This is a genomic window from Ruminococcus flavefaciens, assembly GCF_900143025.1.
In the GTDB taxonomy this organism is placed as follows: domain Bacteria; phylum Bacillota; class Clostridia; order Oscillospirales; family Ruminococcaceae; genus Ruminococcus; species Ruminococcus flavefaciens_I.
Genome location: NZ_FRCT01000009.1, coordinates 1 through 13,145, shown reverse-complemented (window position 1 = coordinate 13,145; position 13,145 = coordinate 1). Strand labels below are relative to the sequence as shown.

Here is a 13,145-nt window from a genome sequence, read left to right as displayed (position 1 = left end):
CCCCATAACAGGTAGATACATTAACTTGAATAAAAGAACGATAAAAACAGAAGCACCGCCCGAAGGCGGCGCAGGTATATCACAAAGAAACAATGTCATTTATTGAGAAAAGTATAGCTTTACCGGAGATAATTACCTTATCTCCAATGCATTCACAGTAAAGGATACCGGTACGCTTAGACGCTTGGAATGCAGTTATGTCCGGTTTGTTTAGCCTCCTGCTCCAATAGGGAGCAATCATACAGTGTGTTGAACCAGTAACCGGATCCTCATTCATACCGTATCTTGGAGCAAATACCCGTGAAACGCAGTCATAGTCTCGACCTTTGGCAGTAACAGCAACACACGCTCCGTCCAGTTTTGAGATAAGTTCCATATCCGGTTGCAAGTCACGAACTTCATCTTCATCACGCAGAACGAACAGTATATCCCGGTCTTTGTATGCTGCCAGAGGAATAGTTCCGAGAGCTTCGATCATCATGTCAGTTATCTCGATATGTTCCAGCTTATACGCAGGGAATTTCATCCTTATCAGATCATCTCTGCTATGAACAATGAATTTACCGATCTGACCATAAAGGTTGAGAGTATCAGTATCAGGAGCATAGTAATTGAAGAGCACAAACGCTGTTGCCAGAGTAGCATGACCACAGAAATCAATTTCACTTTTGGGAGTAAACCAGCGTATATGATAGCGTTCATTCTCTTTTACAACAAACGCCGTCTCGGATAGGTTATTCTCAGTAGCGATACTTTGCATGATATCTTCACTTGGAAAGTTGTCAAGAACGCATACAGCAGCAGGATTCCCAGAGAATACCTTGTCAGTGAATGCGTCTACGATGTATTGTTTCATTCGCTCCTCCTGTCTCGTAAACTTCATTTGGTTAATTATACGTTAGTTACTTACGAGTATAATATCATATCGAAGCTGAAGTGTCAAGTACATGTTTCCAGATTGTATTATTGCATAGTTAGAGAACAGCTCTCCCGGCACAAAGGCCGGGAGTTAAGCATGATATGCAAAGCTGTTCTTTTTAGGGAATAGGTCGGAAAGGGGTTATGATTGGGAATGTAAACGATTTATGTTCAATATTTCGGGTAATTGTGAGGATAGAAGACTCTAGTGAAGTCTTTGTTATTTTCGTTGGTTACTGTATTCTGATCACTTTCAGCTCCAGAGTTCTCAATATTCTGAGCATTAATTGTTGAAGGAACCTTCTTCTTTTCGATTACGAGTTCAACCGGCTTCTGTATGATATCAGCCATTCTCTGAGCCATAGTGAAGTTCAGTTTGTTATTGGGATAAAGCAACTTGCCAGTTTCCATATCCGTTGTCCCAACGAAACCATGTCCGTGAAAATTAGATTTTTCACGAGGCTTTTTGTGATTTCCTATCAAGATCAGATGAGATTCTTTAAGCGGATCCAATACCTGGTCGGTTATCTCCATAGAAGTTTCAGCATCTGGAGCAGTCTCCTTCAGATATGACATCACAAATTGAATATACTCGTTCTTTCCTTCGTTACCGAAATATTCAGCCACGGTATCGAACTGCATCTTTGCTGTTTCGGGATTGTTTGGATCTACGCCATATCCTCTCAACCCGACACAGTCTTCTCCTTTGGATGGATATTCGGTTGCATTTTTTGAATACTCCTCGCCACCGTCAGCGTGAGTGATTACTTTGAGGATATCATAGTCTTTGCCCATAACTTTTTTTCGACCTCCTGAGCTTTCTGTATTGGTTCTATGGTTCCTTTTTTTACGCCTTCCATGCATAAGTTGATTATGGTTTGTGTCTTTGCCAGAATTACCGGTATATTCTTGTTTTCTTTCCCCTTGTTGCTTAACCTGCTAATTGCTTCTTTCGAGAATGTGGTATTGTTTTCCTTTGCAGTTTTCTCGATATCCGCAATTGTTTTGTTAGGAATTCTAAACGTTTTCGGGGTTGTACCTTTGTTCATTTGTTTTAACCTCCAGTTAATTTAGATTCAAGAATGATGACATATTGTGTGTATACATGTGAATGATGATATGATGAATTGAGATCATGCTCATGATAACTAGATACATGATGCCATACCTCTTCATTTCCCATTATAATCATTTTACTATATACTAGATAATACATACTAGTATTTCTATCTAGTATACTAGTATTCTAATAATACAGGTATATAAGCACGTTTGTCATACATTCTTACTAAGTAGTAAGTTTGTAATACAAAAAAATATCCTCCCGAATCATCGAGAGGATATTTGCATATTTAGAAAAACGATAACTGATTATCAATCCAACTGACTTGCTTCGCCTGATGAATTATTTCTCCTGACTGGAGATTACCAACAAGAAATGGGGAAGCAGGATCGTGTAGAGCCATGTTGCGTCTGACATTTTCTCTGTTGGAATTGGCATAACAGTAGCGACAGAAGTGAGCACAAGTATCATACACTCCGATATCCGTGCCAAGGATGCAGCTGCATTCCGAACGTATGGATTTCTTTTTGGGGATATTCAGCGAACAACCTACAGCAGTCTCAAATGTCTCTTGAGTCATGCAGCCGTTACAGTCAACACCGTATGGCGCAAGGTCGTTTCCCTCAGCACAAGCTTTAATCGTTATACCGTAACGCTGCCCAATCTCAGCAAAAGCTTTACCGATAGCTACCCGTTCCTGCGGAGTCACAGTTCTGACTTGTGGAAAGTTGCGGAGAACCTTTTCGTAGAGATCAATGAAGCTGATAACGCATACTGTAGTATAACCAGAAAGAGATCTGCACATCTCCTCAAAGTTGGATATGTGACGCTCGATGGTATATGCGCCGTCAACAAATATCGGATCATACCTCCAGCCCACGCATTTGGTTCCGACTGCCTTAGACAATGTTATAAAGTCCTCCATGACCTTTTCTTTAGGCGGAACGTTAGGCTCGATGTCCTTTCCGTAGGGAGTTATAGTCACAAACCAGTATTGATTAAAGCACTTAAGCTCGTCAATGTATTTAAGCATCGGAGCAGGATTCTTAGTGCAGAAAGATATACAGTCCACAACCTCAGGATTAAGCTCATATCGGGTTATCCAGTCCTGACGATACGGATTTCGTACAAGTACAAAGCCTTCGCGTATCCTGTTCATAAACCATTCAGAGTAAAATGCAGGGATATCTGTTCTCATTCCTGTGTTTAATATCATAATTCATCCTAACCTTCTGGCATCAAATGTATATTTGCCGTCCTTTAGTTAAATTTTGACGTGCCGCTCTATAAGAACGATTATATCATAAAAGGTATATTCTTTCAATAGACACTCCTACAAATCTTAAACAGAAGCTACATGAAACATCTTGAGAAGTGATTGGTTGCCGCCCGTAAGGGCGGTTCCATAGTTGCTTCAATTTATACGACAAAGGAGGTTGCCTGCTTTTAATGAGCCATTGCCTCACGACATGAAATTACCCAAACGAAGTCCCCGCAATATGCGGGGACTCTTGTTGTTATGATTGTTAAATGTAATACGCATATAGAGCAATTACGGATTTTGGAAGATAGCCAGAATCAAAAGTATTGAAATAGGGGGGCTTTTGATACTTTTTAATGGTGCATATGTACGAAATCCGTAATCGATGTGGTAGGTGATTGAATAACGGGCATGATAGGTGCTCAATCAAGTTGATTGAGAATTGTACGAAAAAGAACATGAATTTACTATGCTACAAGGTCTATCACAATTACTCAATAAGCAGTGTCGATATTAAGTAGGGGCTTATTTTTTCTCCTGAAGTTTAGAAGTGAGTTGATAAAGGCAGTTACATAGTCTCTTGAAAACTTCCTTATCACACTCCACTTCTCGCAGTTTCTTATTTGTTTCGGTAAAGTCTGTTTTAACACCAATGCTTACATAGTGATCAATCTCATCAATCTTGGCCTTAAGCTTAGTGTCAAACCTATTATACATCTCCTCGATTTGAATAAGGATATCATATTGGGTTTCAATAGATTTTACGAATTCAGAGATGTCATTTTGACTATAGTAGTCTTTTAGATTATCGATTATTTTTGACTTTTGTTTGTGTGCTTCTCCGGCATTACCTATCCTTGTTGGTGCAATTATACCGAACAATGCATCACAGAACAAATTTGTTGAGTACTTAATTAGCCATAGTATCAATGCTTTGACATGTGATTCATCGTTCTTTCTATCAGAAAGAAGATCATAAAGCCTGTTTACATCAAGATGTATAGCTCCAAGCGCTTTTGTTATATCGTCAGCTCCACAGTCCTCTCTGCTCATGAGACAATTGTAATTAACAGAAGTTAGCTTATCAATATAGCTGACAATATTTTGAAGAATGCTCTTATAGTATTCTTTGATTTGTTTTCGATACTTCGATTCTAGAGCTTTAGAAGCATTTTTCTTAACAGTATCTAAAATTTTTGGAAGAGAAAGACATTGACCGATATCTCTTTTTAGCGTGTCGACTCCGTGTTCATTAAGGTTGAGAGTATAGTAGAAGTATCTCGGTAAAAAATTAAAGGCATTGTGATTTCCAAGTAGAGCAATAGTCATACTATCTGGTGTTGTTGGCTTAATTGAAAAATCATAAGAAAAATCAAATGCACCATCCTTTTCTTTGGGTAAAAAGATAGCCTTTTGCTTTAAGTCTTCAATAAACGCGTTATATCCCTTGTTCTCACATTGAGGCAAAGACTTTTGAAAGAAGACTTCGATATACGGAGCTAGATCCCATTTATGGATTACAAAATCAACAATATCTTCAGTGTGTAGGCACATCACGTATCTGTCTTCTGATTTGTTATTGCTATTCTTATCTTCATTTAAGGTTTCAATATCACTCATTTTAGCATTCCTGTAAATGATAGATTCTATGTCCTTTGACTCAAGGACTGCTTTCACGTTGTTCATTGCAATAACGAAATCCGGTGTAATATCTTCATTTGCCAACTCTTTTTTCGACAACTTCATCCTATTTTCATCAGTGTTGAAGATAACTGGGAGTAGTTCAGTGGATATCAGCTTATAGATTAACTTAGAAAACAATTGTTTGTCATATTCGTTCTCAAAGTATTCTGGCACACAAATGTCAAATCCTTTAAAGTATTTTATGGCGTTAGCTATTGCATTGTCCCTAGTAAAATCATTTGTGACATTGGCACTAGACTGTGAAAATTTCCATTCTGAAGTGTTGAATGTAATATCAAATAAAATATCAAATTTGTTCCGATAGTGGTAAGTATAACCAAAGTTGTCAAATGTATCTGATGACCCAATTATGACTTCGCCATCAATTCCACGTTCGTATGTCTCATCATTATAACTAACCGATTTAAAGCCAAAAATAGCTTCAATTAGATTTTGTATCGTAGCCTTTCTTTTGAATTCCTTCATAGCATTTCCTTTCGAAATTTTTTCGATAAGATGTCGAAATTTTTCTACTACAATTCACCTGATGCATTTGCTATAATTGAATAGGCTCAAAGTAAATGCATGAGCACTAAATGTCGGGATACAGACAGAGTACAGATCTTGTAGGTTCTATTCCGATTAATGTCTATTGATATTATAGCGGATGTCCCTGGATTTTGCAAGTGTTGATAGTACACAATTTTCTGTGTGATCTCTCGACATCAAATATTCTGTAAGGAGTTGGTCAAAATTAGTACATTCGATGATGAATTGTGGAAGGCTTATAGTTATGGCAATCCTACATATTTTGATGTAATGGAAAAGTTTAATCGCTATGTTAAAGCCGAGATAGAAAAAGGAGTTTTGGAAAAGGTTGATGATGCCAAGAAAAAGGCATTATGCGAGCAGGAAGAAGAACTCAAACTCAAGTTGCAGCGTGAGGCGGAAGAGGACAACAAGAAGAAGGTAAAGCCTAATCTTAGGTGTATTAAGCCGTTAATACATGATACGGTTTCTTTCGTAGACCAAACATATGATGGTCGTGATTATGTAATACCGAATGTAGGTAAGTATTCTCGTAGTTATGATAAAGAATTGAGAAAGAACCCCTACGGAGGGGATTGGGAGTTAACATATAATACGAAAGGTCCTCGCTTTATATCCTCGGTAAACGTAGCTACATGCTTGATTGTTAATGCATCAGGTCCTGGTATCTGTGATGCTTTGGTTATCTTTCTACGCGGTAGGGATAAGCCGATTGTTTTTGCAGGAGGTAACTTGAGTGATACTCGGATCATTAATGCACTGCAACTGGAAGATACTGCCCCTGAAAAAAGGAATTGGGTAGCAGCAGCTTTCCGCGCATCCCTCCGTGACTGTGATGATATCTCGTTCTTGGATATACCTCAACATGCAGGTGGTAATATGTTGCGTGATGGAAAATTTGTTTATGTATCGTCATTTAACGTATATCCGGGAACAGAGGCGTTGTTCCCGAATGAGGTTAAAAATCACTTTCTTATACATGGCGAGCCTGATCTCACACTTGCCGTGAATAACTATAAACCCTTTCTTCCTCAGTGTTGGAAGGCAAAGTATATGATCGTTGAACGTGTAAAGAGCATTTTGCTACCATGGTTCAAGAACTATGGCCTCAATGATGATCGTATTTCTGTTGTTATTTATAGGCATGAAGAGGATAAACTGGGATGCATCGCTCTTGCTAAGAGAAGTAACTACGAGTCGACTATCGTAAAATCTTTAATGGATAAGAATGTTGATGTAAAAAAAGAACTGGCTGCGACGAATGATGTAACAGCTGTGTTTACATTTTCACTCACTGTAGAAAGCAGGCGTACCTGTTCTCAGCAGTTCACCGACATCTTATTGGATCTTAAAGGAGAGAACGGAATAGAGAATCCGACACGCAAGAACATAATTCTTCTGACGGAAACTCCAGCAAGAATACCGAGCGATTTTCCAGCGGTCTATCTTACGATGGATGAGAATATAACCTGGGGCGATTACAAGGAACTTCAAAGGACTTCAGGCGCGTTTGACTATTCGTTGATATCCTTCTTCTATACGAATCAATATGCTACGAATTCACTTGTTGGTGATACTTTAAAGCATTTGCGTCTATACGGAAAAGAAAAAAACATTGACTATCCTTCAAAATCGGCAGAAATGTCTCTTGCCACAGCTTGGATGTTGAAGCGCTTAGGTATTGTCACTGATGCAGAATACAATGATATGCTCCTGTGGCTAACATCCAACGCTCCGACAATAAGCTCTGCAAGTGAAGCTTTATGTAATGAAATCGGAGCAATAGGCAGTGAGAGTATCTGCAGCGGAGAGATTACACCGTCACGGGGGGATGGACAGTATCCACCATGGAACGAAAGTAAGATATTCGTTGCAGCTGATGGCACTTACAACTGGACACGTGAGTTGTTGGAGCAAAAAGTAACTTCAAAGATGAAGGGTACTGACAGCTTTAACAAGTCCTGTCAGGCTCTTGAGGCGAAAGGTTTGAGTTGTCCTACACGGACAGGTGAACATACCCGTACTTTGACTGTAAAGTGTGAAGGTGGCGGTGCTATTAAGAGAGAATTTATCTCGCTTTCCCCAGAACTGTTTAGCGTTGAGGCTAGACAGGTCGTTGAGAAAACTTTGATTGCGGATACTTTTGTCGAATACAAGAATTGTCCGAAGCAGTTTAATCCGTTAATTAAACATACAAAATTTGATTTGCTTGCTGGACAACTGATAGGATCATATAGCGCTATAAACCCGTTTGTGCTTGTTACAGGATCTCCAGGCCTAGGTAAAAGTGACTTTTTGATGATGCAAGCTATTCTTAGGGCTGATTCAGGTGATACTGTATTCATCTATGATCAAACGAACGCCTTTTGCAGATTTGAGTGGGCGGCACATATGGTGCCTCAAGAAATTATAGACAACATTATTTTCTGGGATCTTAGTACAATGGGATTGCCAATTGATCTGCTAGATTTTAGTGGATGCGAGGGTCATGTGCAAAAGGTTCAACGACTTTCAAGCTTGCTGAAGTCAGGCGCCCACTTAACGGGACCGAATCAGTTTAGCGTTCTTCAAAAAGTAGTTGAAAGTATTATTTCCAGTTATGAAGATGGAAATAATGACATAAAAAGAGCAATCGAGCTTAGTTTAAAAAAGACTGGCAAGGAGGGCGAAGTCAGACAACGTCTCGTGACAATGTTCAGTTCAGTTGCAAGGAATATTAGAACGCCTTACGATTGGGAGGAACTCGTTGCTATGCGAAGAAAAATAATTGTTTTCTCAGCAGGAAACGCAGTTGTTAAACCAGATGCGAATCCGCTAGATATGGTGCTCGACTCATACTTTGCTTTCAAGGATAAACACCGGGACAAGAATGTCACCCTTATCCTCGATGAGGTTCAGCGCATGAATATTGCTGAGGAAGCTCCAATTGACGTTATACTCAGCACGGGTCGAAAACTGAATATCTCTGTCTATATTGCAACCCAGAGATATGTTCTTGGCAAAGGAAACTTACCCCGCATCGAGGAATACTGCGGTACAAAGATATTCTTCCAGCCCATGGATTCATGTGTGAAAAACGCGGCAACAACGACACACTTAAGCGTTGATGAGCTACTGTCTTTCGAGCAAGGAAAATGCGCCGTTGTGGGCTCAATCTACAGCGAGCATATGGGCAAAAATATTCCTGTTAGGAACGCTATTGTCGGTATGACATATCGCCCGCCTTGTGTGGATTCATACGATTAAAATAATTAAACAAGGGGGGCGGCCTAGCGCCGCTCTCATATATAATAATTATGGAGGTAAGAATAATGAACTATATCAAACATCCACCGTTGTCCAAGAATTTATGGTTAGCAATTAGAGCATGGCAGAAGTTAGTTGGAATGTCCGATGAAACCCTTGCAGCCTGCTTGAAGGTTAACGTCAGGACGCTTAAATCGTACGATATTTCGGCGCACGGCTTGACCCTCGAAAAACTCGACAACCTCGCCTCAACTTATGGCGAGGAACCGTTAGTTTATGCATTTAACCAATATTTGAGTTACATATCTAACCCAAGCAACGTCCAATCATATATTAATCCACAGGCAACATACCCACAAACGGCCACCGGCAGTACCTTAGATAGCATAATGGCAGCTGCTGGTGTAAGATAATAAACTAACGAGGAGGTGAGTAAAATGGCAAAGAAGGCACAGAGAATCACGCTTTATAAGCACATATGGGCGCGTATACGCTACTGGCAGAACCTGAAGGATATTAGCGATGCAGAACTCGCATCATACTTGCAGGTAGGGGAGCGCACTCTTCATGAATACGACAAATCCGCTGCCAACGTTACTCTCGGCAGGGTTGATAATCTCCTGTACGTAACGGGCATGGAACTAAACGATCTCATGGCTTTGTAATTAACCCTCTTTACATTTTCAGAGAAAGGTGGTATAATGATAACATCATTATACTGCCTTTCTAACTATGGAAAGGCTGATGAAAATGAAATCGAATATAACAATGAAGGTACAGCAATTGTCTAATGGCAAGTTCCGTAAACAGGTTACCTATGGTAAAAAAGCGAACGGTAAACCCATGAGGAAGTCCATTGTAGGTGATACGGAGCTTGAGGTAATTATTGCTGCTGAAGAGTTTAAAAGACTCAATGTTGATGTTAATCCGTCGAAGATAACTGTAAAGGAAGCAGTGGAGGCATATATCGACTCGAAACGTAATGTAATCGCTGCTTCTACACTCTACGGTTATGAGGTCGCAGCGAAGAACAGACTTCAGTCAATACAGGGATACTTTATTACAGATTTAAAGGTAATAGATATACAAAGAGCAGTCAATATTGATGCTGAGCGTGGTCTTGGTTATAAGTCGATAAAGTCAGCTTATGACCTCATCAGAAGCGCTGCATCGATATTTGAAGTTGAACTGCCTTCTGCCCGTAAACTTAGATTCCCGCCAAAGAATGTTAAGGCAGAGCTTCCTGATCTTGATAAGGTACTTAGAGTAATAATAGGTTCCAGTGTGGAACTGCCTTGTTTACTTGCGGTATGGTGCGGTGGAATGCGTATCTCAGAAGTTCGTGGTCTTCAGTTCGGCGACATCTATGAGGACGACGGCGGCAGATACATAAGGGTTAGACGTGCGAGAGTTTGTATCAACGGACATGATGTCATAGAAAACAGGAACAAGACTGAGCTTTCTACAAGAGATGTTCCGCTTCCGGACTATATCTACAATCTTATTTCAAAGGTGTCACACAAGAATGATGATGATTTTATCATTAATGAGAACTATGGTAATATCAAGGCTCGTTATGATAGACTGTTGAAGAAACATGGGATGAAGATGACCTTCCATGACTTGAGAGCACAATTCGCAACTACAATGAACGGGCTTGGTGTTCAAAAAGAAGTACTTGAGAAGCTTGGAGGCTGGGCTAATTCTAAGGTTCTTGATGCTGTCTACATAAGAACTCCGAAGCAGAGAGTAAGAGACAGCCTCAAAATCTTTGATGACTTCATGTACGGCGTGATACGAGATACACGCACTGAGAAAACTGATGGCGCAGCATAAAACTACAAATGCACACAAGCGGCACACGGCTACTTTCAGTGTATGAAAATTCCCCGAAATATAGGCGAAAATCATGCGGATATGCAGATGCTTCGAATCCCTCTCTGTCCGCTCTTTTAAAGAAGCCTGTAGAAAACAGTTTTAAATGAAAATTTGCAGTTGCGTGTGAAGAAAAAACAGGCATAATTCACACGAATTCACACGAAATTCACACGAAGAAAAGGCGATATAATGTTACAAATGAAGCCAGCTCCCGTAATGGGAGCTGTTGTTCTTATATAGCGTTCATCTTACTTTTTATGGTTAGCTTTATTGTACTTGGCTATCTTTTTGAATTTTTCCTCTTTTGCTGCCAGATATCCTTCAGCATCTTCAGAATAAGCATTTTCAATTTTCAGCTTTTCATAAGATGACAGCCGCTCCTCTGAAAGTTCACCATTTTTGATAGCAGCCTGTACTGCACATCCAGGTTCAGATTTGTGAGTACAGTTCTTGAAGCGACACTTTGCTGAAAGTTCCTCGATATCTTCAAATGCAGCCGAAAGTCCTTCGCTGCTGTCCCACATTCCCATTTCACGCATACCGGGCGTATCAATGACCATAGCGCCGCCTGGAAGCATAATCAGTTCACGGTGAGTAGTGGTATGTCTGCCCTTGTCATCGTTACGTAGTCCATTCGTATCAAGCCTGTCATCTCCCAGAAGGTGATTGATAAGCGTCGATTTGCCTACACCTGACGAGCCTACAAAAGCAAGAGTCTTTCCAGCTTTCAGATACGGCGTGATCTGACTGTAACCGTCAGGTTCAGCGACTGATGTCGTAATGATATCAACTCCGACTGCAACACTTTCTATCTGAGCAATCTTTGCGGTGACTTCATCACAAAGGTCAGTTTTCGTCAAAAGAACAACAGGAACAGCACCGCTGTCCCATGCAGCAGTCAGATATCTTTCGATACGCCTGATATTGAAATCATTGTTGAGGGACATACACAGGAATACTGTATCTATATTTGCAGCAACGACCTGTTCAGTATTTGATTTTCCTGCAGCTTTACGGATAAATACGCTTGTTCTCGGAAGAACATTGTGTATCACTGCTCTGTCTCCGCCAGTTATATCAGCCATAACATAATCGCCTACGGCAGGGAAATCAGATACAGTTTTGACGTCGTATCTGAATTTGCCCGATACCTGTGCCTGCATCATCCCGTCTTTATGTATGACATGGTAAAGCTCTTTTTCCTGCAAAACTATACGGCACACTGTAAGATCAGGATATTCTGCACTGTATGCCTCATATACAGGCGGTAAGCTCTCTAATTTCATTTTTATCTCCTATCTGTTCAGTGCTCGCTTTTCGGAACTTTGAAAAGCATTATCCCCTTAACTATAAGCAGCAGAAACGCTACTGTTGCCGCATAGGGTATTCTTGCCATGGTCAGGAATAAAACCGCGATAATGCTAAGTACAAGCGATGCCACTGTAACAGTACTTCTACCATTTTCTATGTTTCTGTAATTCATAAACAGCTTCACTGCACCAATGATGATAAGAGCGGCAAACAGTCCCCAGCAGACACAGCTTATCCCGAAGGAAATATTCGTGTAATCAAACAGGGCAACTGCCGAGACTGTCTCTCCTGTCTTTTTCGGATAAAGCGGCAGGAGAATAAGCATAATGCTCATTATATCTACTATGCCTATCAGCAGATCTATCATTTTCCCGATATTTGAGCGGTTCTCGTCTTTTGCTGCGGTAAGGAGTTCCTCCGATGACAGAAGCTCATCTATGGTCACAGAAAAGAACTTTGATATCTCTTTCAGCGAATCAATATTCGGATAACCCTTTCCCGATTCCCATTTCGATATAGCTGTACGTGAAACATAGAGCTCCATTGCAAGCTCCTCCTGAGTTAAGCCTTTTTTCTTTCTTAATTCCTGCAATTTCTCGTGAAATTCCATTTTCATTTCTCCGTTAGTTATTTTTTGTCAGTGAGTCGGACAGCACCTTGATATATGAGATAAAGTCCCAAGCTCAGCAAAACAGAGCCTGCTATATCCGTCAGCCAGTGTACTCCTGCAACAGTTCGTCCCACCACCATAAACGCCGTGAATAAGACCGTAAACGCATAAATACCGTATCTGACTTTAGTATTCCTTATCCTGCGATGCACCTGAAAAGCCAACGTAGGCATTACGCTCATAACAAGGAGCGTTGTTGACGACGGGTAAGAAGCCTCCATACGTCCTTCTATAAGTATCGGTCGGTAGTTTACAGGTATCATCTCAAATATGAGATAACCGAATATCACAAGGATATAGTAAATACCAAGCAGGATAATATCCTTATCAACTTTAAGAAGACTTCTCCGCTTTATAAGCTGGACAAGACCGACAACTCCGAATATCATACAGATAAAGATCGGCACAAGTCCAAGCCAGTCGGTGACAGTATACACCCACATATGAACGCCTGTCATTTTATGGAACCACACGTTCAGACCTGCAAAACCGATGTCGGTTCCGTTCTGTCCCACTGCCTGAACATCAACCGTCTGTATCAGTACAGTCCAGACTGCAAACAGTAT

12 protein-coding genes are annotated in these 13,145 nt (G+C 40.5%); 4 read left to right on the top strand and 8 right to left on the bottom strand.

The genetic code is table 11. The features are described 5' to 3' along the window. Window positions 1–79: 79 nt before the first annotated feature. The 5 genes from BUB28_RS10230 to BUB28_RS10210 all read right to left on the bottom strand — a co-directional run bounded on the left by BUB28_RS10230 (window position 80) and on the right by BUB28_RS10210 (window position 5,411). Complete coding sequence (locus BUB28_RS10230) at window positions 80–856, bottom strand: PhzF family phenazine biosynthesis protein (protein ID WP_072951190.1); 777 nt, start codon at window positions 854–856, stop codon at window positions 80–82. A 233-nt stretch (window positions 857–1,089) separates the two neighbouring features. Continuing rightward, window positions 1,090–1,713, bottom strand: a complete 624-nt coding sequence (locus tag BUB28_RS10225) for a relaxase/mobilization nuclease domain-containing protein (protein WP_072951188.1) — start codon at window positions 1,711–1,713, stop codon at window positions 1,090–1,092. Beyond that, window positions 1,683–1,967 (bottom strand): hypothetical protein, encoded by a 285-nt coding sequence (locus BUB28_RS16785; protein ID WP_072951187.1) that lies wholly within the window; start codon window positions 1,965–1,967, stop codon window positions 1,683–1,685. The genes BUB28_RS10225 and BUB28_RS16785 overlap by 31 nt, the downstream gene beginning before the upstream one ends. Window positions 1,968–2,270: 303 nt before the next feature. Further along, complete coding sequence (locus tag BUB28_RS10215) at window positions 2,271–3,197, bottom strand: DUF1848 domain-containing protein (RefSeq protein ID WP_072951185.1); 927 nt, start codon at window positions 3,195–3,197, stop codon at window positions 2,271–2,273. 570 nt (window positions 3,198–3,767) lie between these two features. Beyond that, window positions 3,768–5,411, bottom strand: coding sequence for a hypothetical protein (locus BUB28_RS10210; protein ID WP_072951183.1), 1,644 nt, complete (start codon window positions 5,409–5,411; stop codon window positions 3,768–3,770). Window positions 5,412–5,744: 333 nt separating this feature from the next. On the opposite strand from BUB28_RS10210, the gene BUB28_RS10205 reads away from it, so the two are divergent. The 4 genes from BUB28_RS10205 to BUB28_RS10190 all read left to right on the top strand — a co-directional run bounded on the left by BUB28_RS10205 (window position 5,745) and on the right by BUB28_RS10190 (window position 10,556). Continuing rightward, the gene (locus tag BUB28_RS10205; RefSeq protein ID WP_175547841.1) at window positions 5,745–8,720 is read left to right on the top strand and encodes a type IV secretory system conjugative DNA transfer family protein; all 2,976 of its coding nucleotides are present in this window, start codon (window positions 5,745–5,747) and stop codon (window positions 8,718–8,720) included. 65 nt (window positions 8,721–8,785) lie between these two features. Further along, window positions 8,786–9,133: a hypothetical protein gene (locus BUB28_RS10200; protein ID WP_072951180.1), complete on the top strand. Its 348-nt coding sequence runs from the start codon at window positions 8,786–8,788 to the stop codon at window positions 9,131–9,133. 24 nt (window positions 9,134–9,157) lie between these two features. After that, the gene (locus BUB28_RS10195) at window positions 9,158–9,385 is read left to right on the top strand and encodes a hypothetical protein (protein ID WP_072951179.1); all 228 of its coding nucleotides are present in this window, start codon (window positions 9,158–9,160) and stop codon (window positions 9,383–9,385) included. A gap of 85 nt (window positions 9,386–9,470) precedes the next feature. Further along, entirely contained in the window at window positions 9,471–10,556 is a 1,086-nt protein-coding gene (locus tag BUB28_RS10190; protein ID WP_175547840.1) for a site-specific integrase, read from the top strand. A gap of 290 nt (window positions 10,557–10,846) precedes the next feature. Here the strand turns inward: BUB28_RS10190 and rsgA are convergent, their stop codons facing one another. The 3 genes from rsgA to BUB28_RS10175 all read right to left on the bottom strand — a co-directional run. Continuing rightward, a complete protein-coding gene (gene rsgA, locus BUB28_RS10185) occupies window positions 10,847–11,884 on the bottom strand; it encodes a ribosome small subunit-dependent GTPase A (RefSeq protein ID WP_072951175.1) in 1,038 nt (345 codons plus the stop codon). Between the two features lie 17 nt (window positions 11,885–11,901). Continuing rightward, a complete protein-coding gene (locus BUB28_RS10180; protein WP_072948255.1) occupies window positions 11,902–12,519 on the bottom strand; it encodes a helix-turn-helix domain-containing protein in 618 nt (205 codons plus the stop codon). Between the two features lie 17 nt (window positions 12,520–12,536). After that, window positions 12,537–13,145, bottom strand: a 609-nt coding sequence (locus tag BUB28_RS10175) for a phosphatase PAP2 family protein (RefSeq protein WP_242939937.1), incomplete at its 5' end; no start/stop codon positions are given.